20 protein-coding genes are annotated in these 22,061 nt (G+C 62.2%); 6 read left to right on the forward strand and 14 right to left on the reverse strand.

From position 1 onward, the window contains the following. Positions 1 to 109: 109 nt before the first annotated feature. Positions 110 to 676, reverse strand: coding sequence for a DUF2017 domain-containing protein (locus tag CQ020_RS03115; RefSeq protein WP_024817260.1), 567 nt, complete (start codon positions 674 to 676; stop codon positions 110 to 112). Next, on the reverse strand, positions 669 to 1,031 hold the full coding sequence (clpS, locus tag CQ020_RS03120) for an ATP-dependent Clp protease adapter ClpS (RefSeq protein WP_024817261.1): 363 nt from the start codon (positions 1,029 to 1,031) through the stop codon (positions 669 to 671). The genes CQ020_RS03115 and clpS overlap by 8 nt, the downstream gene beginning before the upstream one ends. Before the next feature lie 37 nt (positions 1,032 to 1,068). On the opposite strand from clpS, the gene CQ020_RS03125 reads away from it, so the two are divergent. Both CQ020_RS03125 and CQ020_RS03130 read left to right on the forward strand, forming a co-directional pair. Then, positions 1,069 to 2,397: a nicotinate phosphoribosyltransferase gene (locus CQ020_RS03125; protein WP_024817262.1), complete on the forward strand. Its 1,329-nt coding sequence runs from the start codon at positions 1,069 to 1,071 to the stop codon at positions 2,395 to 2,397. After that, positions 2,397 to 3,023, forward strand: coding sequence for an isochorismatase family protein (locus CQ020_RS03130; RefSeq protein ID WP_105690516.1), 627 nt, complete (start codon positions 2,397 to 2,399; stop codon positions 3,021 to 3,023). The genes CQ020_RS03125 and CQ020_RS03130 overlap by 1 nt, the downstream gene beginning before the upstream one ends. Positions 3,024 to 3,092: 69 nt before the next feature. On the opposite strand, the gene CQ020_RS03135 is transcribed toward CQ020_RS03130, so the two are convergent. The 8 genes from CQ020_RS03135 to CQ020_RS03170 all read right to left on the reverse strand — a co-directional run bounded on the left by CQ020_RS03135 (position 3,093) and on the right by CQ020_RS03170 (position 12,670). Then, positions 3,093 to 4,868: a DEAD/DEAH box helicase gene (locus CQ020_RS03135; protein ID WP_105690517.1), complete on the reverse strand. Its 1,776-nt coding sequence runs from the start codon at positions 4,866 to 4,868 to the stop codon at positions 3,093 to 3,095. Between the two features lie 112 nt (positions 4,869 to 4,980). Continuing rightward, entirely contained in the window at positions 4,981 to 5,319 is a 339-nt protein-coding gene (locus CQ020_RS03140; protein ID WP_062066438.1) for a DUF3039 domain-containing protein, read from the reverse strand. Between the two features lie 8 nt (positions 5,320 to 5,327). Next, a complete protein-coding gene (nagB, locus tag CQ020_RS03145) occupies positions 5,328 to 6,110 on the reverse strand; it encodes a glucosamine-6-phosphate deaminase (protein ID WP_105690518.1) in 783 nt (260 codons plus the stop codon). 85 nt (positions 6,111 to 6,195) lie between these two features. Beyond that, entirely contained in the window at positions 6,196 to 7,767 is a 1,572-nt protein-coding gene (locus tag CQ020_RS03150) for a transporter (RefSeq protein WP_105690519.1), read from the reverse strand. Further along, positions 7,749 to 8,663 carry an ABC transporter ATP-binding protein gene (locus CQ020_RS03155; protein WP_105690520.1) on the reverse strand — a complete coding sequence of 305 codons (915 nt, stop codon included), beginning with the start codon at positions 8,661 to 8,663 and terminating at the stop codon, positions 7,749 to 7,751. Before CQ020_RS03155 ends, CQ020_RS03150 begins: the two co-directional genes overlap by 19 nt. Before the next feature lie 40 nt (positions 8,664 to 8,703). Beyond that, positions 8,704 to 9,804 carry an NADH:flavin oxidoreductase/NADH oxidase gene (locus CQ020_RS03160; protein ID WP_105690521.1) on the reverse strand — a complete coding sequence of 367 codons (1,101 nt, stop codon included), beginning with the start codon at positions 9,802 to 9,804 and terminating at the stop codon, positions 8,704 to 8,706. Continuing rightward, positions 9,804 to 10,805, reverse strand: coding sequence for a tetratricopeptide repeat protein (locus CQ020_RS03165; protein ID WP_105690522.1), 1,002 nt, complete (start codon positions 10,803 to 10,805; stop codon positions 9,804 to 9,806). The genes CQ020_RS03160 and CQ020_RS03165 overlap by 1 nt, the downstream gene beginning before the upstream one ends. Before the next feature lie 38 nt (positions 10,806 to 10,843). Beyond that, a complete protein-coding gene (locus CQ020_RS03170) occupies positions 10,844 to 12,670 on the reverse strand; it encodes a hypothetical protein (protein WP_105690523.1) in 1,827 nt (608 codons plus the stop codon). 202 nt (positions 12,671 to 12,872) lie between these two features. Between CQ020_RS03170 and CQ020_RS03175 the strand changes: the two genes are divergently transcribed. Beyond that, positions 12,873 to 14,183 carry an AI-2E family transporter gene (locus CQ020_RS03175; protein WP_105690524.1) on the forward strand — a complete coding sequence of 437 codons (1,311 nt, stop codon included), beginning with the start codon at positions 12,873 to 12,875 and terminating at the stop codon, positions 14,181 to 14,183. 173 nt (positions 14,184 to 14,356) lie between these two features. Here the strand turns inward: CQ020_RS03175 and CQ020_RS03180 are convergent, their stop codons facing one another. Further along, a complete protein-coding gene (locus tag CQ020_RS03180) occupies positions 14,357 to 15,151 on the reverse strand; it encodes an alpha/beta hydrolase (protein ID WP_105690525.1) in 795 nt (264 codons plus the stop codon). An 18-nt stretch (positions 15,152 to 15,169) separates the two neighbouring features. Next, a complete protein-coding gene (locus CQ020_RS03185) occupies positions 15,170 to 15,514 on the reverse strand; it encodes a hypothetical protein (protein ID WP_062066410.1) in 345 nt (114 codons plus the stop codon). A gap of 57 nt (positions 15,515 to 15,571) precedes the next feature. Between CQ020_RS03185 and nucS the strand changes: the two genes are divergently transcribed. From nucS to CQ020_RS03200, 3 genes are all read left to right on the forward strand, one after another. Continuing rightward, a complete protein-coding gene (gene nucS / locus CQ020_RS03190; RefSeq protein WP_105690526.1) occupies positions 15,572 to 16,267 on the forward strand; it encodes an endonuclease NucS in 696 nt (231 codons plus the stop codon). A gap of 46 nt (positions 16,268 to 16,313) precedes the next feature. Beyond that, entirely contained in the window at positions 16,314 to 17,561 is a 1,248-nt protein-coding gene (locus CQ020_RS03195) for an N-acetylglucosamine-6-phosphate deacetylase (RefSeq protein WP_105690527.1), read from the forward strand. 317 nt (positions 17,562 to 17,878) lie between these two features. After that, the gene (locus CQ020_RS03200; RefSeq protein ID WP_017199737.1) at positions 17,879 to 18,082 is read left to right on the forward strand and encodes a cold-shock protein; all 204 of its coding nucleotides are present in this window, start codon (positions 17,879 to 17,881) and stop codon (positions 18,080 to 18,082) included. Positions 18,083 to 18,259: 177 nt separating this feature from the next. Here the strand turns inward: CQ020_RS03200 and CQ020_RS03205 are convergent, their stop codons facing one another. Both CQ020_RS03205 and CQ020_RS03210 read right to left on the reverse strand, forming a co-directional pair. Further along, positions 18,260 to 20,776 carry a DUF2156 domain-containing protein gene (locus tag CQ020_RS03205; protein WP_105690779.1) on the reverse strand — a complete coding sequence of 839 codons (2,517 nt, stop codon included), beginning with the start codon at positions 20,774 to 20,776 and terminating at the stop codon, positions 18,260 to 18,262. Next, positions 20,758 to 22,056, reverse strand: a complete 1,299-nt coding sequence (locus CQ020_RS03210) for an alpha/beta hydrolase family protein (RefSeq protein WP_105690528.1) — start codon at positions 22,054 to 22,056, stop codon at positions 20,758 to 20,760. Before CQ020_RS03210 ends, CQ020_RS03205 begins: the two co-directional genes overlap by 19 nt. Positions 22,057 to 22,061: the final 5 nt, after the last annotated feature.

The following is a 22,061-nucleotide window of genomic DNA, read 5'->3' on the forward strand; positions in this document are numbered from 1 at the left end:
AAGGCTTCCCGTGGTGTGCGGCCATTACCTGTGCTCTCCGCCTCGTGTCTGATGTGTCACAAGGCAGCCGGATCTGTTGCAGGGCAGTAGCGGCAACACGCCGCCAGGATCAGGATTTCCCCTGCCTTGCGGCCATCATCGCCTGTACCAAGGACTCCTGGAGCCACGTAGTGAAGTTGTAGACGAGGGCCAGGTAACTCTCCACGTCCTCCGCCTGGCTCCAGTCCTGCATGCTGTGGATGTGCTCGGCGTCGGCTTCATCGCGAATATCCAGGCGTTCGGCCAGGACAAGCCGGACATCGTTCAGTGCCATTGACCAACGAGTGGCATCCTCGGGCGAGAGAACGAGCTCATCCTTGTCCAAGCCCAGAGCGGCGGCCCTCAAAGCGCCTATCTTGCTTTCCCGGACAGAGCGTTCAGTGAGCTGGCGGAACTCCAGCGAGCCGTCGTCGTCGTCCTTCATGACGTTGGGCAACAGGCGCAGCAGGGCGCGGTCGCTGGGCTGCTTGACGTCCATGTCCAAGCCGATCAGCGCCGCGAGGGGGTCTTCGTTCTCCCGGACGTCCGACTCCAGCATGGAGATGACGTCGTCCAGCAATCCGCGCAGGAGGTCGCGCTCTGCCGGCTCCAGGTATCCGCTGATGCCTTTGAGGCCGTACTTGAATGCCTTAGCCACGCTGGCGGCCGCCCTTCCCGGGTGTTTCGTTGCCGCTTGCGGCCTTCTCAACTGTGGCCCACAGACCAAAACCGTGCATGGCCACGGCATGCTGTTCCACTTGTTCCTTGCTGCCGTGGGCAACGATTGACCGGCCCTTCTTGTGGACCTCCATCATGAGCTTGTGGGCTTTGGATTCGGAGTAGCCGAAGTAACTCTGGAACACAAAGCTCACGTAGCTCATCAGATTCACGGGATCATTCCAGATCACAAGGTTCCACGGGATATCAGGGGCTGTCAGGACATCGGTGGAGGACTGCTCTGCAGCTTTGGTCCGCTCATCGATGTCCGTGCCGTACGCAACGCTAGGGCTCATCTGTCCATTCTATGGCGGCTCGCACTAGAGTGAATTCGTGAGTAGAGCCACGTCGTGGGACCACCCCGCAACTTCCTTGTACACAGACCACTACGAACTGACCATGCTTCAGGCAGCCTTGCACTCCGGCGCCGCGCACCGCCGCTCGGTGTTCGAAGCATTCGCCCGGCGGCTGCCGGACGGCCGCCGCTATGGCGTGGTAGGCGGCACGGGACGCCTTCTGGAGGGGATAGCGGACTTCCGGTTCGGCGAGGAGGAGCTTGCCTTCCTGGAGCAGAACAAGGTGGTCAACCAGGAAACCCTGGACTACCTGGCGGACTACAAGTTCAGCGGCGACATCTGGGGCTATGCCGAAGGTGACGCCTACTTCCCCAACTCCCCCATCCTCATTGTCGAATCCACCTTCGCCGAGGCCTGCATCCTGGAAACATTCATCCTGTCCGTCCTCAATCACGACAGCGCCATCGCTTCCGCGGCCTCCAGAATGACCTCAGCGGCCGGTACGCGCCCCTGCATCGAGATGGGCTCCCGGCGCACCCAAGAGGAATCGGCGACGGCGGCAGCCCGCGCCGCCGTCATTGCCGGCTTCGCCAGCACCTCGAACCTCGAAGCCGGCCGACGCTATGGCATAAAAACGGTGGGCACAGCCGCGCACTCCTTCACGCTCCTTCATGACACTGAGCGCGAAGCCTTCGAGGCACAGATCGCAACGTTCGGCCCCGGCACATCGCTGTTGGTGGATACTTACGACGTCGAGACGGCGGTGCGCACCGCCGTCGAGCTGGCCGGCGACAAACTCGGCGCTGTCCGGCTGGATTCCGGAGACCTCATTGCACAGGCTCAGTGGGTCCGGCAATTGCTTGATGAACTCGGCAACGTCAACACCCGCATTGTGGTCACCTCCGACCTCGACGAATTCGCCATCGCGGCCCTCCAGTCAGCCCCCGTGGACTCTTACGGAGTCGGTACGTCGCTGGTCACCGGATCCGGCGCTCCCACGGCCAGCATGGTCTACAAGCTGGTCAGCCGCACCAACGACGCCGGCGAGTTCATCTCGGTTGCCAAAGCCGCCAAGAACAAGGCAAGCGTCGGTGGACGAAAATACGCCCTCCGGAAGCTCAACGAGCGTGGCCGGGCCACCCAGGAAATGGTGGGAATCGGCCACCGCCCCGAAGATGACGGCAACGACCGCGAGCTGCTTCACCAGTTCGTCAAGAACGGCGAGGTGCTGCCAGGGTGGACCGGACCGGAAGGCGTCATCCGTGCCCGCGAACGGCACACGGCCACCATGGCCGAGCTGCCCGCCGTCGTGAACCGTCTCCAGCGGGGCGAAGCTGCCATCCCCACCATCTACGAGGAGAACTGATGTCCAGGGCCTTGATCATCGTCGATGTTCAAAATGACTTCTGCGAGGGCGGAACGCTCGCCGTTCAAGGCGGCGCCGCTGTGGCAGGTGCCATCACGGAGTACGTGGATGCCAACCAGCAACACTTCGATCACATCGTGGCCACTCAAGACTGGCACATAGAGCCCGGAGACCACTTCTCAGAGGACCCGGACATGGTGGATTCCTGGCCTCCGCACTGCAGGGCCCGAAGCAAAGGTGCCGAACTCCACGAAGACCTGGATCCCGAGTACATCCATGCCTACTTCCGGAAAGGGCAGTTCACCGCGGCCTACTCCGGCTTCGAAGGCGTTTTGGCTCCCGAAGACGACGTTCCCACCGGCGACCTCAAAGCCGGCACGGCCACTGCCGAGGTCATCGATGAAGACGCGATCGGGCTCGACGATTGGCTGCAAAGCCATGACGTCGAGGAAGTGGTGGTGGTGGGACTTGCCACGGACTACTGCGTGAAGGCTACAGCGCTGGATGCCGTCCAGGCCGGATACACCACCACGGTGATCGCTGAGCTCACGGCCGGAATCGCCGAGGACCTTAGCGATGCCTATGACGAAATGGAAGCCGCCGGCGTCGACGTCGAACGCGACTGAGGCCAAAGACACACGCAGGGGCGCCGCAACCGCGGGGCCCCTGCGTGTTTCTGCTGATTCTTGAGCCAGTTACTTCCGGCCGATGAACCAGTCCTGAAGCTTGCGCAGGCGGGCCTGCAACTGCTCCTCGTTCGCTTGGGCCACGGCCGGGCCACCACACACTTCGCGCAGTTTCGTATGAACAACTCCGTGCGGTGTACCGGTCCTGGCGGACCAGGCAGCCACGTTCTTAGCCAGTTCATTGCGAAGATCCATGAGCATCCTGTGGTCAGGGATGGTGGGCGAAGCGGCTTCTGCCAAAGGGGACTGCCGCTTCTTGCGCGACTGTTGGTCGTGCTGGCGTTGACGCAGCAGCGTTCCTACCTGTTCGGCGTCGAGAAGTCCTGGTATGCCGAGGAAGTCCAGTTCCTCATCAGAGCCGATATCGGCTCCGGTACCAAACTCACCGCCGTCGAAGAGCACGCGGTCAAAGGAGGCCTGCGAATCCAAGGCTTCGAATTTACCCTTGGTGAGCTCGTCCGAGGCCTTGTCCTCGCGGTTGGCCTCCGCCATGAGGTTCTCTTCAGGGTTGAAGAGACCGTCGTCGTCCTTCTCGGGGCGGTCCAGGGCGTGGTCGCGCTCTGCTTCCATGGTGTTGGCGAGGATCATCAGGGGCGGAACCGAGGGCAGGAAGACCGACGCCGTCTCGCCCCTCTTGCGGGCACGCACAAAGCGCCCCACGGCTTGGGCGAAGAACAGCGGTGTGGAGGTTGACGTGGCATAGACGCCCACTGACAGGCGGGGAACGTCCACGCCTTCGGACACCATGCGGACAGCCACCATCCAGCGCTGGTCCCCCGCGGAGAATTCCTCGATTTTGCTGGATGCCTTGGAGTCATCCGAGAGAATCACCGTGGGCGACTGGCCCGTGATTCTTTTCAGCTGGCCGGCATACGCACGTGCGTCTTCATGATCCGTGGCGATCACCAGTCCACCGGCGTCCGGCACGGTCCGCCTGACCTCGCTGAGACGTTTGTCCGCAGCGGCCAGGACTGCAGGGATCCACTCACCGGTGGGGTTCAAGGCCGTCCGCCATGCCTGCGAGGTGATGTCCTTGGTGACAGCAGCCTCCCCAAGGGACGCCGCCATTTCGTCGCCGGCGCTGGTCCGCCAGCGCATCTGGCCCGAGTAGGCCATGAACAGAACGGGACGCACCACGTGGTCCCGCAGTGCGTTGCCGTAGCCGTAGGTGTAGTCAGCCTTGGAACGGCGAATGCCGTCGCGGTCCTCGGCGTATTCAACAAAGGGAATCGGCGACGTGTCCGAACGGAACGGAGTACCTGTCAAGGACAGGCGCCGCGCGGCAGGATCAAAGGCCTCACGCAGGCCGTCTCCCCACGACAACGCTTCGCCGCCGTGGTGGATTTCGTCCAGGATCACCAAGGTGCGGGCTGCTTCGGTCTTCGCCCGATGCAGCATGGGCTTGCTGGCTACCTGCGCGTACGTGACGGCAACCCCAACAAAACCGCGGCCGTGTTGGCCATCTGAGTTCTTGAAGTTGGGATCAATGGCAATGCCCACTTTTGCGGCGGCGTCAGCCCACTGCCGCTTCAGGTGGTCGGTAGGCGCAACGATGGTGATCCTGTTGACCACTCCGCTATCCAGCAGGGTGGTGGCAATGCGCAGCGCAAACGTGGTCTTACCAGCGCCGGGGGTAGCCACAGCGAGGAAGTCCTTGGGATTGCGGGTCATGTAAAGGTCAAGCGCGTCCTGCTGCCAGGCACGGAGCTTGGGCGCCGTACCCCAGGCGGCGCGTTCGGGGTACGCCGGTGGCAGGGACGGTCCACCAAAAAGTGTTTCTGTCATGCTGACTCCCCCGGCCTGATGGCAGCGACGATGATCTCCGGCTTTACGGGCACACCAAAGGGCGCCGTGAGCCGTTGATGATCAGATAGGGCCGGTGTTCTCTTCCCACCCACTACTTGGAATTGCCCGGGCCGCCGTTGTTTCCACCGTCATTGCCGGGGCGGAGGCCTTCGTAAATCTCCTTGCACTCCGGGCAGACCGGGAACTTCTTGGGATCGCGTCCCGGCGTCCAGACCTTGCCGCACAGGGCAATGACGGGCTCGCCGGACAGGGCCGACTCCATGATCTTTTCCTTGCGGACGTAGTGCGAAAACCGCTCGCGGTCGCCGGGTTCCACTTCCTGGCGCGTTTCCTCGCGCTCAATGGTGGCAGTGGACGTTCCGGCTCCGGAAAGCTCTCGCATGGGGTCGTTTTCGAATGGATCCGGAGGAAGCGTAGTCATGCCAAACATCTTACCGTCTACAGTCCCTGCCACTCAGGCTTGTTGTCATAGGTGTGCCGATAATAATCGGCCAGTTTCAGCGATGACGCGGCCGCCTCATCCACCAAAATCGTGGCGTGCGGGTGCATCTGAAGGATGGATGCAGCACAAATGGCCGCTACCGGTCCCTCAACGAAATCCCGGACAGCCTGGGCTTTCTGGGCACCTGTTGCGACCAACACCACATGGCGGGCGTCCATGATGGTTCCCAATCCTTGGGTGACCACATGATGAGGAACGTCATCGATGCTGTCGAAGAAGCGGGCGTTGTCCTTCCGGGTCTGCTCGATCAGCGTCTTGATGCGCGTCCGGGATGCCAGGGAGGACCCGGGCTCATTGAAACCGATATGCCCGTCTGTCCCCACGCCCAGGATCTGGAGATCCACTCCGCCCACAGCCTTGATGGCGTCCTCATAGCCCTGACATGCGGCCTCAAGGTCTTCGGCTGCCCCGTCGGGTCCGTGGACGTTCTCCGGCTTGATATTCACCCGGTTGGTGAACTCGCGCCGGATGACCTCGCGGTAGGACTCGGGATGTCCTGCTTCAAGCCCAACGTATTCATCCAAGGCGAAACCATGCGCCTGGCTGAAGTCCAGCCCCCCGGCCTCGTAGCGGCTGGCCAATTCGTCGTAGATGGGCAAAGGGGAAGAGCCCGTTGCCAGGCCCAGCACCGCATTGGGCTTACGGCGGACCAACGATTCGATGGCATCGGCTGCGAGTGCACCGATCTGCTTGGTGCCAGGGAGAATGACAACTTCCATCGTCACGGCCTTTCTAGTTGTGGTCGTCGAGCTATCTGACAAGAGGTTATCCCATGTCCCACCTACGGGCACGGTTGTTACACAGTTATCGGTTCACGCTGAGCTGGGCGAACATCTCAGGACCCCGGGCGTCCAACCATTTCCCACCGAGACGGATGCCCACCACGAACAGGATGACGCCCAGCACAGGACCAACTGCCAGGTTGATCCATCCGGCTTCGGGACCGCCGCTGAAAGCTTGGACTGCCACCAGGGCAAGCTCAGGAATGAGCAGCAGAGCCAAGACTCCCATACCAATGGCCTGGACTGCCAGCGTCTGGGCGACATTTCCCGGGGGCTTCTTGAAAGGGCTGTCCCCCGGCAAAGGCACGGCGATGTTGTATCGGGCCGAGATCACCGATGAGAGTCCCAGGCCAGTAAAGAGTGTGCCCAGTGACAAACCCAGAAGGTTCGGGAGCCATTGCCACTCGCCCGTGACGAAAAGCGGCCCTATGGTGAACAGCAGCACCACCGGGAGTGAGATTGCCAAGCAAGCCAACGCCCGGCCAAGGCGGTCGTCGAGGCCCCGGACCCCCGCCGAGAGATGAAGAGCAAAAGCTGTGTTGTCATACGAGACATCAGCGCAGATGGACCAGGCCATCACAAAGGCGGTCAACGGCCCCAGGATCATGAGCAGCCCGTAGCTGCCGCTTTGTGATCCGCTGAAGAAAAAGAGGACAGGGAACAGCGGAACAATGACCAGGGATGCCGCGTACCGTGGATCCTTCATCCAATAGATCAGAGCCCGGGCAGCAACTGCACCTGCCGGAGTTCCGGGGAGAAGTCCAAACAGCCCAAGTTTCCCGCCCTTCTTCGCTGACCCTCCGGAGTATGGGGGCGTCACCAACGCCCGCTGCAGCAGAACATGCCAGCACAGGAGCAGGCCGGCAATGGTTGCTGCGGAAATCAGGAACTTGAGCCCTGCTGCGGCCACATTGCCGGATTCCAGATCTCCACCCAGAGACCACGCCGCACCCAATGGCGTCCAGGAAACAGCCCGGGCCAGCACGGGCAGGTAATCAGCGCTTCCGCGGACACCATCAATAATTCCCAGCATGATGGGCCCCAGCAGCACCAGCGGGATGAACACAATAATGCTGCTGACGTCTTTGAAGCGCCGCGACGCCGCAAGCCCGGCCGTCGCCGTGGTGACCACCTTGGACAGGATGACGCAGGTTACGGCACCCATAACGGCACCCAACAAAGCGCCTGCCACTGCAGGGAAACTACGCCACCAGGTGCCTACCGTGCCCAGCGCAGCAAGCAAAGTGGCCAGACCGGGAATGCCGATGAAACCTGCGATGGCGAGCCCCGTCAGAAGCTGCCTCGGCGGAATGGCGAACGTGGTGAAACGCGCTGGGTCAAGGGTCATGTCCGCCGCCGAAGCAACCAGCGGGATGATGGCCCAACCCAGGACAGCGGCCGCTCCACCCAATACCACTACAGTGTGGGCGATCTCCGGATCAGCCCACCGCAGTGCTATGAGGCCTCCAACAAGGAGGACCAGCAATCCCAACGCATAAAGGAGCCCCAGGACCATGCCCACCAGCTGCCACGGACTGCGCTTGAACCCGTTGAGGAGCAAGCGCCACTTGAGGTTTAGAAGGTGCGCAACCATTCCAATCCCTCCGTCCGGTGTCCGCCGCCCACCAACTGCACGAAGCGTTCCTCCAACGTGGAGCCGTCACGGACTTCGTCCACGGACCCGGCCGCCAAAACACGTCCGCCAGCCACCACTGCGACGTGGCTGCACATACGCTGCACAAGATCCATGACGTGACTGGACACAATGACCGTACCGCCGGAGGCCACGTACCCCTCCAGGATTCCGCGGATATTGGCGGCAGAGACAGGATCCACAGACTCGAAGGGCTCGTCGAGGACAAGCAGGCGGGGTGCGTGAATCAGTGCGGAGGCCAAGGCGATTTTCTTGGTCATACCCGCTGAGTAGTCAACAACCAACGTGCCGGCGTCCGCCTGGAGATCAAGGGCAGCCAGCACTTCGGGGACCCGGGCGCCCACCACGTCACGGTCCATGCCGCGGAGCAGTCCCGAGTACGTGACCAACTGTTCGCCGGTCAGCCGGTCAAAAAGACGCACGCCATCAGGCAGGACGCCCATGAGCTTCTTGGCCTCCAGCGGCTGCGCCCAGACGTCCACCCCATGGACCAAGGCCGTGCCAAAGTCGGGCCGCAGCAGGCCGGTGGCCATGGACAATGTGGTGGTTTTGCCCGCACCGTTGGGACCGACCATCCCATAGAAGGAGCCCGCGGGCACCTCCAGGCTCACGCCGTCGACGGCAATTTTCTCGCCGAATCGTTTGGCCAGGCCGCGAATGGACAGGGCAGCCAACGGCGCGACCCCGGCAGAGGCCTCCGGGGGCGTCGGCAGGGCGGCCTCCTGTGGCGGGGCAGAGTCTTGTGGCGGTGCAGCCTGTGGCGGAGCAGCCTGTGGTGGAGCGGAAGCTTGTGGCGGCTCGGGCGTGGACGTGGGTTCATGGCGTGGTTCCGTCATGAACCCAGCCTAACCGTGCCAGCAGAAACCTGAGGAGGTCCTAGAAGCCGTGGCGGGGAAGGGCCCGCTGGTACTGCGGAACCCACGGAATTTCATGGCCTAATTCGTAGGCAGCCCTGAGCCACCAGTGCGGATCCCGTAGTGCGGCACGGGCCATGAAAACGGCGTCGGCCCTTCCGTTGGCCACAATGTCCTCGGCCTGAGTGGGGCTCGTCAGCAAACCCACCGCTCCGGTGAGGACGCCGGCGTCGTTCTTTACCTGCTGGGCGAACCCTGCCTGGTAGCCGGGCACCGCCCTGATCTGTTGATGCGCCACGGCGCCGCCACTGGAGACGTCCACCAAGTCAACCCCACGTTCAGCAGCAGCGCGGGCAAGTCCCACAGAGGCCTCCACGTCAACGCCGCCTTCGGCCCAGTCCGAGGCCGAGATACGCAGCAGAAGCGGCATGGAGTCAGGAATGACTTCCCTGACCGCATCCACCACTGTGAGCATCAGCCGGTTGCGCCCTTCCTCGCTGCCACCCCAGGCGTCCGTCCGTTTGTTGATGAGCGGGCTCTGGAATTGGTGCAGCAGATACCCATGGGCGCCGTGGATCTCCACGGTGTCGAAACCCGCAGCCACAGCGCGGCTGGCAGCGACGGCAAAGTCTCCAACCACACCCTGGATATCCTCTTCGCTCATTACTTCCGGCGAAGCATAGCCGTCAAAAGGATCGCTGCTTGGCCCAACGGTGACCCATCCCCCGTCGCCTTCCGGAACAGAGCCCGAGCGATCGGAAAACGGCCAATACGTGGATGCCTTGCGTCCCGCGTGGGCCAGCTGGACACCTATCTTGGCGTCGACGGCGCCATGCCGGTGGACAAAGGCCACCATCCGTTCCCATCCAGCAGCCTGTTCATCGGAGTACAGGCCGGCGTCCAGCGGGCTGATCCTGCCTGCCGCGTTCACCGCAGCTGCCTCAGTCAGGATCAACGCGGCACCGCCGGCTGCAAAAGAGCCCAAGTGCATCAAGTGCCAGTCGTTCGGGACGCCTTCTCCGGTCTCCGGGTGACAGCTGTACTGGCACATGGGCGATACCCAACCACGGTGTGGAACGGTGAGGGAGCGCAGCTGGAGCGGCGTGAACAGCGCGGACGGCACTAGAAGAGGACCCTCGCGAGCCCCTGGCGGGCCTTGGCCACACGCTCGTCCTGCGTCCCGACGACCTCGAAAAGCTCAAGGAGGCGGACGCGCGCCGTCTCCCGCTCGGGACCGAAGTTCCTGCCGATGAACGTGATGATGCGTTTGAAGGCGTCGTCGATGTGGCCGCCGGAGATATCGAGGTCAGCAACGGTCAACTGGGCTTGGAGGTTGTCGGATTCTTTGGCGGCGAGGTCGCGGAGGCTCTCAGCCTCGGGTGCGGAAAGCTTGTCCAACCGCGCCATGAGTTCGACCTGCGCCAAGCCGGCTTTGGCATCAGCGTCTGCTGGCTGTTCGAGAAGAGCCTGCTTGTAGGCCGCTACTGCAGCGGCGTAGTCGCCGGCCTCGATCGCGTCAATGGCTGCCTGGTGAAGTGGTGGAAGGGGTGCGGGCTCCGCGTCCTCCCCATCTGCCGCAGCGTCACCCATGCTGCCGGTGACCCCGTTGGCTGCAGCAACCTTGAGAAGTTCCTCCACCAGGTTACGGATCTGCTCGTCATCAGCAGGTCCTTGGAAAAGCGGTACGGGTTGTCCCTTAACCACGGCAACCGCTGTGGGAACGGCCTGAACCTGGAAGGCCTGCGCCAACTGCGGGAAGGTGTCAACGTCGGCGGCCGCAAGCACCAGGCGGCCACCGTAACTCTCAACCACGCGTTCGGCTGCATCGAGTACGGCGGGTGACTCCGGTGCGTAGCTCGACCAAAGGATGAAGAGCACGGGGATCTGTGCAGACAATTGCACCAGATCCTGGAAATTTGATTCGGTGGCATCCACTCGAAGTGGCGCTTTACCGGTTTCGCCACCTTGCGGGGTGCCACCGGCCGGCGATGCACCGTCCGCCGAAGCAGAGGGGGCGGGCGCGGGCGGAGCGGCCGGGCGGCGCAATGACGACAAGTCAACTGCACCGCGAAGATTGAGCTGGCTGGCAGCGGCTGGAGTGGGTCGGTATCCGGGCGAACTCATACCGTCCACTCTAGCCGCTGCCCTGCCATGGGTATGTCCTACTTGAAGCTGGCTCCGACCAGCCCGCGGGTAGCTGCCACGAGCTTCATGGGGTCTGCGGAACCTGCCGGCGGAATGTACACGGCCACGGATTCCGCGAAGTTCAGAACCATGCCCGTGGTGGTTTCCTTCCCGCCGGCGAAGACCGCGGAATCGTCCTCAAGAAGAAGCTTGTCGCCTGCGGCCTTGGGCGTGCCCTCGAAAGCGAAGTCCAGGCGCCCCACCACCACGGCACCGCCGTCGGCCGTCCGCAGCACCACCGTCTGGTTGGTGACCGGCGTGTGCGTGAACTTGAAGTTGGCGCTGGTTCCATTCTTCACGGTGTCCGCCTGGTAGGCCAGTGCCCCTGCGATGTACGGGGAAGACTGCCCATCGGCCAGCTTGCTGCGGTTGGGCGACTCCGGGTTGGTGAGCATTTCACTCAGGATTTCCAGAGCCTCATTACCGCTATAGGCCAGGCCCGTACTGTCACTCGCCGGTACGGGCTCTGTTCCCTTGCGCGGAACCGGGAAGGACGGGAAATTGGTGCCGGGCTGAAGCGGCGCACTGGCCCACAGCTTGTAGTTTTCACGGGGCGAGAGCTGCACGAGTGTCAGAACCTGCGGCACAACATTCCCCTCGCCCTGGGTAAGGGCGAAAACCGTCCGGGGCCAGTCGCGTTTGGTGCTGATGACGCTGCTCTGAAGCTTGGTGGCGCGGACCGGCATACGCGGTTCATAGGCGGACACAGTGGACCGGATCTTGTAATTCTGCGACCGGATCTGAAGTTCCATCTTGTCTACGCGCGGAGCCAGCTTTGCCGCGTCCTTGGCCGCATCCGCTGCGTCCACGGTGCTGGCAACCTGCTCAAGAATCCTCTGCAGCTGGGATTCCAGCATGACCGGCGTTCCGCCGTCGGCAGTCGCTGCGGCAGAGGACGTCGGCGTGGCCTCGGGGGTTGTAGTGGCTTGGGCAGCGATGGCTGTCCCTCCCACCATGACCGCTGCCAGCGTGGCGGCCAGAGCAGTGATCCGGAGGGCCGGCCCTTCTGTTCCGGCAGTTCCGGCACCACGACGCCGGCCTTCGTCACCCGTGGGCGACTTGATCTCGGGCGTCTGCGTTGTTGACGGCTGCGTTGTTGACGGCTGGATGGGCAGGGTGGTGGTTTCTCCACCATCGCGCGGCTCATCGTCACCATCGCGCGGCTCATCGTCACCGCCGTCCCTCCGGCGATTGCCCAGGGCTTTGGCGATGAACGGCAATGCCGCTCCAACCAGAATGATGATGATGCCCAGAACAATCAGCGGCACTGCCCAGGGGGTGGTGGCGTTGTTCGGGAACGTCATGGAAATCGACGACGGCGCGGGCTGGGTACCGTCGCCGGCTACCAGCAGGGACCACTCGCCGTCAGCGGGAGGATTCCAGGTGTAGTCCAGATCCCCGCTGGCGTCCTCGGTGCTGACCCACAGATCGGATCCAGCCGGGGAAGGCGCCGTGGCCTCGCCGTCTGCCGAGGAAACTTCCAGGGCCTTCTGGTCAGCAGAGACGCCTGTCAGCGTGTTGTGGGCGGTCTTGCCGACCCACGCTTCGACGTCGTCCGGGCGTCCGGTGGCCACAATGAAGTTGCCCTCACCCTGGATCTTGATTTTCACCGGCCCATCATGGAGTGCGATCAACTTTTGGTCGATCACGGTCAGCGGGGCAGCTTTGGTATCGCTCGGAACCGAAGCCGTCACGGTTTCAGCGGGGGCCCAAAAAGTCAGCTGGCCAATACCGGCCAGCATCGTCAGCAGGCCCAGCAGCACCAGCAAGGCTGCAGTCTTCAAACGCACAGGATCACCTATCATCAGCGGTCGTTGAACTTCAAGGGTAACCGTTTTGTTATCAGAGAGTCAGATCGAGGTGATGTCCCCAACATCCCGAAAAGCCCGCCACCGCGCCGCTCGGGCGCCATTACGCGCTCCTGATAGTGTGGCGATGATCATGATCTCCGGGCCTTCCAACGCCTAAGTCCACCCTGTACCACCACTGAAAAGGCAGCTAAACCGCGTGAAAGACCACATGGAGCCCCGTCCCGTCGAAGAGCCCGGGTCAGGTGCGGTGGATTCCCCTACCGGGGGCACTGCCGCTTCCGAAGGCAGTGCTGCGACCGTTCCGGTCCGCACCGGGCGCCTGGCTGCCATCGGCCGAAGGCTTCGTCAGCCCATCCCCGGCGCCCGGAACCGGGTGCGCTTCGAGATGCCCCCGGAAACTGAATCCGACGAGGGCAGCGACGGCTTCCGGCCCGAAGACGACCACGGCTTCGGCGCCCCCGGCCCGCGGATATCATCCCAGCATCCTGTATATGTCGGATTCATGGGTACCGCCGGCGTCGGCATTGCCCTGGCAGTGTTCTACATTGCCAGCAACACCACCCAACTCATTTTGTGGATCGTGGCGGCCCTGTTCATCGCACTGGGACTTGATCCCGTGGTCCGTTGGCTTGAAAGCCGCAAAGTCCCCCGACCCGCCGGCATCCTCATCTCCGTCTCAGCGCTTGTCCTCGCGGTGGCTGGATTCTTCGCAACCCTGATCCCCACCATCGTCGAACAGGTATCGGAGATCGTCCGCCAAGCCCCCGAATGGATCCGGACCTTCCTCGACTCGGACTTCTTCCGCAACGCAGACAGCCAATTTGGAGTACGGGACCGCATCACCACTGAGCTGGACAAATTTGTCAAGGACCCTGAAGCGATGGGCGGCATCTTCGGCGGGGTGGTCGGTTTTGGTTCCACCGTGGCCAATGGCCTGTTCGGTTCGCTGATCGTCCTGGTTCTGAGCCTCTACTTCCTGGCCGCCCTGCCTTCCATGAAGAAGTGGGCTTACCGCCTGGCTCCCCGGTCCCGCCGCCCACGTGTTGAGGCGCTGTCAGAGGCGATCACGGATTCTGTGGGCAACTACGTCATTGGCCAGGTCTGCGTCGCGCTCCTGAACGCGATTTTCGCCTTCATTCTGATGACCATCCTGGGCATCCCCTTCAGCGTCCTGCTTGCGTTCGTCGTTGCCCTGCTTGCCTTCATTCCGTTGGTGGGCGGCATGATCGCCGCTGTGGTGGTCATCCTGGTAGCACTCACCGCAGGCTGGCAGACAGCCGTGATTTACGCGATCGCCTACTTCGCCTACCTTCAGTTCGAGGCCTACTTCATCTCGCCGCGCATCATGCAACGGGCAGTGGCGGTACCGGGCGCGGTGGCAGTGATCTCGGTCATCGCCGGCGGAAGCCTTCTCGGGGTGCTTGGCGCGCTGATCGCCATTCCCACCGCGGCAGCGATCATGCTGCTGATCAAGGAAGTCTTCATCGTCCGCCAAGACCGGCACTAACCCCCGATCCTCCGGGCAGCTTCTTACTACAGATACAGCGTTTTAGGACAGATAATGCCCCCAAACATCACGTTTGGGGGCATTATCTGTCCTAAAGCCGAGGGGCTCACCCCGGGCTAAGCACCCGCAACCGGGCTAGGCACCCGCAACCGGGCTAAGCACCTGCAACCGGGCTAAGCACCTGCAACCGGCCCCGCCCACTCCCGAGGAAGACCGTCCGCTCCGGCACCCGCCGGAGTGACGTCGTCGACGATTTCATTTAAGACGCGCGCAGCGTACTTCTCACCCACCCAGAGGTGCTTGGCGCCGTCGACGCCGACAAGCCGGGCCTGCGGCACCAAACCGAACCGCTGGGCTGCTTCAACCGGCTGCAGATAATCGTCGTGCTCCGGCACCAGCACCGTGAGCGGTTTCCCCGATGCGGCCCACTCCTTGAGGTGCACGTCCGTGGCCCGGTGCAACGGTGGCGACAGCAACACTGCACCTTCGATCTCCGAGGCTACCGGCTCCACCGCCCCGTACATCAGGGCCAGTTCAGTACCGAAGGACCACCCCACCAGCCAGCGGTGAGGCAAGCCGCGTTCCACGGCGAACCGCACAGCGGCCTCGACGTCGTAGCGCTCACCAATACCTTCTTCGAATTCCCCATCGCTGGTACCGCGCGGTGATTGCGTGCCACGCGTATTGAACCTCAGCACGGCGACTCCGGCCAGCGCTGGAAGCCTGTACGAGGCCTTCCGGTAAACGTGCGAATCCATGAACCCGCCGTGCGTAGGCAGAGGGTGCAGAGTGATCAACGTGGCAGTAATCTCCCCCGATTCCGGGAGCGCAAGTTCACCCCTCAACACCTTGCCGTCTTCGGTGGTGAACTCCACATTCTCGCGGCGGGCGGGGAGGACCGTGGAAGCACGGATCTCCGAGGGCGCATCCTGCGGGCTGAACACGAACGAGGCGGGATCGAAAGTCATGGCTCCAAGCCTAGCGAATCAGCGGTATCGGTACGTCCGGCCCGTCCAGCAGTTGGTGTGCCAGTGCCTGCGTTCGGCCAGCCCCGCGGCCTGTCCAAACAAATGGCTGTCAGACCACACCACCAGGTGGGCAATGCCCGGGACGATGGCGGTGGAGCAGCCAGGACAGATGTACTGTTTTTCCGCTTTCTTGGCCGTCATGGTCCGCACCATCCAGTCGCCGTCCGGCGCGCTCTCGCGCCGGGCAATCCCGCCGCGCGCCCGCTCGAGGTCCAGCTCCGGCGTCGGTTCCGCCCACTTGCCGCCGGCGTTGCCGGAGCGTGTGCTGGACGCGTTGCGACGAGGACGGTTGGAGCGGGGCATACTTCCATTCTGCCCCAGCCGCGCTGTTGTAGATGGTGAGACGGTAATGTGGAGCGGGTGCGACTCGTCATAGCCCGTTGTTCTGTTGATTACGTTGGCCGCCTCAAGGCCCATCTCCCCCTCGCCACCCGGCTGCTGCTGGTCAAGGCCGATGGCTCGGTGCTGGTGCATTCGGACGGTGGCTCCTACAAGCCGCTGAACTGGATGAGCCCTCCGGCCACGCTTCGGGTCACCACACCGGAGGAGACGGAAGTGGAGGAAGGCGTGGTGGAACAGTGGATTGTCCAGTCCGCCAAGACCGATGACCGCCTCATCATCAACATCTACGAGCAACTGCATGACACCTCACACGATCTCGGTACCGATCCCGGCCTGATAAAGGATGGCGTCGAAGCGGACCTCCAGCGGCTCCTTGCAGAGCAGATCGAGCTGCTCGGATCCGGCTACTCCCTGATACGGCGCGAGTACTTCACCGCAATCGGCCCTGTGGACATCCTGGCCAGGGACGCAAAGGGTGCCACAGTGGCCGTTGAGCTGAAACGCCGGGGCGACATTGACGGCGTCGAACAGCTCACGCGCTACCTCGAACTGCTCAACCGAGATCCCCTGCTGGCACCGGTTCGTGGAATTTTCGCAGCACAGCAGATCAAGCCACAGGCGAAGGTGCTGGCAAACGATCGCGGTATTGACTGCGTCACGTTGGATTATGACGCCATGCGCGGCGTGGATGACAGCGAGTCGCGGCTCTTCTAGGCGGCTCCCCTCAGGCCGGTGTGCCGCAGGCCACTAGAATCAAAACATGACTGTCGCATCCCCCTTTCCCACTTCCTCCGCGCCAAGCCACCAAATCATCAAAGGAACGCTGGTCAGCGACGGCGAGGTGGTGGAAGACGGCCTGGTTGCGGTCGACGGCGACAGGATCGCCTATGCAGGGCCGGCCAGTGGTTTCAATCCCGAAGAGTTCGACGGTTTTCAAAGTGCCGTCCGCTTGGGTATCCCCAGCGGGAGTTATCTCTTCCCCGGCCTCGTTGACGTGCACTGTCACGGCGGCAATGGCGGCGACTTCCCTGGCGGCGAAGAAGCCTCGGCGCGCAAGGCCGTGGATTTCCTCCATCGATCAGGAACTACGACGTTCCTTGCAAGCATGGTTACCGCTCCCCGGGAAGACCTCCTCCGGGGCATCGAGCTCTACGTGAAGCTCGCGGATGAGGGGCTCGTGGCCGGCATTCACCTTGAAGGCCCGTTCCTTTCCCACGCCCGCTGTGGAGCACAGAACCCGGACTACTTGTTGGAACCGGACCTGGAGCTCATGGACGAGCTGGTGGGTGCCGCGGCCGGCAAGCTGTCCACCATGACCTATGCCCCGGAGCTTCCGGGCGCAGCTGCGTTGGTGGACCTGATGACTTCCCATGGCGTCACCCCCTCCTTGGGCCACACAGACTGCGACGACGCTACGGCCGCGGCGTCGCTGGCTGCAGCGCGGGAGGGACTCGAGTCAGCAGGGTTCGACGGCGTCAGCTCGCTGCCCACCGTGACGCACCTCTTCAATGGGATGCCGCCCATGCATCATCGCGCTCCGGGTCCCGTTGCAGCGTGCTTGCGCATGGCCCAGGAGGGAAAGGCAGTGGTTGAACTCATTGCGGACGGAACCCACCTGGCCCCGAGCACGGTGGCCACTGTCTTCCAGTTGGTGGGAGCCGCAAACATCGTCCTGGTAACGGATTCCATGGCCGCCGCAGGATTGTCCGATGGCAGCTACATGCTCGGCCCGTCCCCCGTCACCGTCAGCGACGGAGTGGCCACACTGGATGCCACAGGATCCATCGCCGGGGGAACCGCCACTCTTCTGGAAGTCGTCAGCAAGACCGTGGCTGCCGGCGTCGGACTTCCCGATGCGATGTGTTCCGCCACTGCGGTACCCGCGGCTGTTCTTGGTCTTTCGGACGAAATAGGCGGGCTCCGCCGGGGGCTGCGCGCCGACGTCGTTGTGACAAACCAGGATCTGGAACTGACAGGCGTAATGCGCAATGGGCAGTGGTTGTCTTAGTTCTCCAGTTCTCTGTCCGCCGGGGTGTCTCATGCACCCCGGAAAAGGATCCTGATGAATTGCGGAAGCTGACGTTACCTTCTTTTTACCGAAAATTTTCCTGAATTGGCCAAAAGACCGTTGACCTCCGGGAGAGCACATGAAAGTGTTGTAGCAGTCTTTGTGTAGGTGGTTTTCATGCTCGCAAGACCAGTTGCGAGCGTGAAGCTCCTGCGAATCAATCAGGCTCCGGTCTGGTTGGTATTCGGGTCTTCTCGCGGAGTAACAAAACCGGTACGAGGTGTATCGGACTGAAGTTCCACAATGAGGAGATATACATGGCACTGGGAACCGTCAAGTGGTTCAACGCCGAAAAGGGTTTCGGCTTCATCACCCCGGATGACGCGGATGGCGACGTTTTCGTTCACTACTCCGAGATCCAGACCGGTGGCTTCAAGACCCTCGATGAGAACCAGCGCGTTCAGTTCGAGATCGGTCAGGGAGCCAAGGGCCCCCAGGCAACCGGCGTTACGGTCGTCTAGTCTTACCCGTTGATCCCTGCTTAATGCAGAGACAACAAAATGTTGACCCCGGCTTTCGAGCCGGGGTCAACATGTCTTAATGCCAGGAATCCCAGTCGCCATCTGCGGCTTCTCAACAACGACTATTACTAACCTTGAAGAAATACCAAAAGGGTCCGTCGAATATGCGTTGACAATTCAACCAACCAGAGTCCGGAGAAGCCGCGCGGAATGCCGGACTGACAATCCTGGAAGGTACGCCCTGCTGAGCGCGCGTCCTATTGCGGGAAGATGCAGCGGGTCTTGGTAATACATGTATAGCGTTCTGTACTCGGGTTGGAACCTCGACTTAAAGGACGCCAGGGACCTGAATCCGTAAACGGGTTCCAAGGCTTGGCCCACCACCTGAAGTATTCCAGCCAAGCCTTTGGACCGTTGGTCTATTTCGCCCTCTTCCCGGGCCAGAGGCGAGCCGGACAGGGAAATCAGTTCCACGGAGTCCCGCAAGTGCAGAACCGCGGAGGCGATCAGGAACTCCATGACTCCCGGGAAAGCGTCACCTCGCCGCCTCATAAAGTCCAGCGTCCAACTGACTACCGCCCCATCTTCATAAACGGGTAGCCAACTGGTCACGCCATAGACAAAGCCCGAGCCATCCACAGCAACGCAGCACAGGACGTCCTCATCATCCAGCTCGTCCAGTCCGCCCATGGTGAAGCCCATCTCCGGAATCTTCTTTTGGGCTGCCCACTCTTCCGAGACTTCACTCACTTGGGCACGCACCCCGTGGGGAAGTTCGGCGTAACGGCCCCAGTTCGCCGTGATCCCCATCTTGGCGGCGCGGTTAAGGGACGTTCTGACGTTCTGCCACTCCTTGCCCCTGAATTCCAAACCCCTGATCCGAAGCCTGGTTTCCTGGGCCACCGAGACGCGGCGGAATCCGCGGGCATGAAGCATGGGCCAAAGCTCGTCCGTGCAGGAGTAGAGGCACGGTGTCAACGCCTGCTGGGAGCAGTAGTCCAGGAACCCTTTGGCAGTGAGCTCATGATGCTGCCGCGCTCCCAAGGGACCGGCCAGCGTCAATGCCACGTGACTATGCTGTTGGTAGGCCACTCCCCCGCTGCCATCCGGAGTGAACCAATACTTGTTCGGTTCCCAGAGCGCCATCCAGGAGAGTGAGTCTCCGCCTCTTTTCACCAGGGCACGGGCCGCCTGACGCGACTGGCCGTCCAGTCCGCCCGTGTGATGTCCGCGGATCAGCAGCACCCACACACCAATCAACGCTACGAGCCAAAACAAGGTGCCCGAATAGGAAAAGAGGAAAACTTCCAGGACGTCGCGCTCAGCGAAGACCTTCCGGTAGACACCGGGAAGGGGAACCGGGAGATACTGCCTGGCAAGTTCAGCCGCCAAACCCAGCAGGCCGCCGTCGCGGACCAATCCACCGGAGGCCAACCACACCACTGTGTAGGTCAGGCCGAGGCCTCCTCCGGTCAGCCCTACCAGCCAGAAAACCTTCCGGCGCAGGCGATCAGAAGTCTCAACCCGGAAGTGGCCCCGGTACGCAAACAGCAGCAGCGCCAGGGCCAACGGAACCAAGACGAGCGGAATGATATGAACCACGGGCGAATTGAGCATGCCCACATGTGGTCGTCCTGCCGGCCGCGGAATACCGGCAAAGAGACCAAGGTAGACCGTGGACAACACCACCACCACCAACTGCACGCCAATGGCGATTCCCAACGCCAACCGGCGCCCCCGCCTCATTCCGTCGGCACAAATGAGGAGCAGGACAACCGGGACCACAGCCAGCGCCAATCCGAACGGCCCAGTGTAGCCTTGACGGGCAATCTCCAGGCAGGCAACGTCGATGGTGCCCCCGCAGTTGCTCTCCAATTGACTCAGGGTGGGCAGCGGATTGAGGATGACGTCCCGCAATAGAGCCAAGGGTCCGGACGGACTTTTTGCCGCAGCAGTCACGATGGGACCCACGGCGAAAATGGCCATGGTCAGTGAAAGAAGGTTGCGGATTTCCCGGCTGGTTGATCTGTGTAGGTGGAGATGGCCTTGGCTGCTCTGCATCCACCACCCGGCGAGCAAGCCAATCAGCGCGCCCAGGAAACCCACCACCGTCTCTGCGTGCCCTACATAAAGCACCAACAGCAAGGAAATGGCGAGAACTACGGTGCGAAGGCGCCGCTGCCACAAGGTGGGCATCAGCGCACTGGCGGCCAAAACGCTGGCGAGGACGGCACCGTAGGGTCCGATCAGGCGGATGTCAGCCATCCCTGAAAGCCAGCCGTCACCGAGGTACTGCGCCACCTGGGTCACCAGGAGGAACGCCGATACGCAGGCGAACTGACCGCCGAAGAACACCACTGCCGCCTTGAGGGAGCCCAGGTGTCGCTCTGCCAAGCCAAGGAGGAACAGAATCATCAAAACGGCCGTGACATATGCCAAGGGGTTCGTGGTGAAGAACAGTGATGTCCAGATTGACCACCATTCACCGGACCGCAGCCCCTCCAGCGACACACTCGCAAAGGCAAGCCACGGCTGTGCCGGACCGGTCAGGAAGCTGCCAGACGCTAAGGAAAGACCCACAAAAAGGGCGAGGACAACCATAGTGAACGGCGTCGATCGCAGATGCCGGACCGCTTGCCCCAACGCTGGCTGAATTACACCTTTGAGATCAAGGCTCACCGCGGCAACTCCCAGCGGGCGGCCAGGAAGTCCAGTCCCCCGGGCATGCCACGTATCACGGCGTCCCACGAATGTCCGGCCTGAGGAATGGAGTGCTCTTCGGTGTCAAAGCCGGCATTTCTAGCAGCGTCAGCAAGTTCATGCATGTAATCGGTGAACTCATGATCGGCCTCACCTGACACCAAATACACGCCACTTCCGGAAAAATCGCGTTGTTGCATCAGCACCAAAGGCGTCCTGGACTCGAAGGCCTCAACATCACCATCAAATGAATCGGCGATCGTCTTGCTTCTGTCTTTGGCCAAAGCAGGCTCCCTCTCGGCAGCGAAGGGAAGAATGGACGCGAACAGGTCCGGGTGGGAGGTTCCCATCTGCATGGCGCACGTGCCGCCAAACGAGAATCCTCCAACGGCCCACTGCTTGTGATCACTCGAGACACTCAACGTCTCAGTGATCCAGGCCGGTACGTCCTTTGAGAGATAGGTATCCACCGAAGCTATGTTGCTGTCCATGCACATGGTGTTGGCATTGGCTGAGCCATTGGGATCCACAACTACTGTGACAGGGGCAATCCCGTGGTGCGTCTCAGCGAACTGGTCCAGCAGGGAACGGAGCTGGCCACCTGTCAGCCAATCCGCAGGACCACCTGGTTGGCCGGCGAAGAGTACCAGTACGGGCAAGGTGGGCCGCTCTGCCGTCTGATAGGCGGGCGGCAAGTAGATGTATGCCTCGCGTGCACCGAACCCGGACTGTTTACCGGGAATCTCAGCCTTGCGCAAAATGCCGCTGCGTGGCATGGAATCCGGTGCTTTCCATGCGGAGAGGGCTGGGCCGGGCTTTGCATCCGGAGTGCGTTTGAGGCTTGCTTCCAAGGGTTGTATGCGCGCCACCGCAGTACCCAGCAGGTCCGAGACCGTGTTATTGAGTCCGAAATACAGATTGATCTGGACCACGCTTAGCAGCAGAACGCCGAGCATCGCCGCTACGCTGAGCGAGCGGCCTCGCCAGGAGTTTCGGGGGAAGCGTGCAGCGCACAGGAGAAGGGCGGCGACAGCCGGGACCGCCCAGGCTACAGTCTGAAACGGCAGGTTCTCCGAGAATGTGGCCATAAGATCCACAAGGATCCAGTGGACCAGCGCCACTACACCTATCGCCAGCAGCAGGCTGGCAGGGACGAGCAGAAGCCAGGAACGTCGTCGCCGCCATAGGAGGTAGGCCCCGCCGGCCGCACCACAGGCGATGCTGAACCAGAGGAATGGCCCATCCACGAGGCTGACGTCCGAGAGAAAATCCATGGCGC

The organism is Arthrobacter sp. MYb23, from assembly GCF_002979775.1.
Classification (GTDB): Bacteria; Actinomycetota; Actinomycetes; order Actinomycetales; family Micrococcaceae; genus Arthrobacter.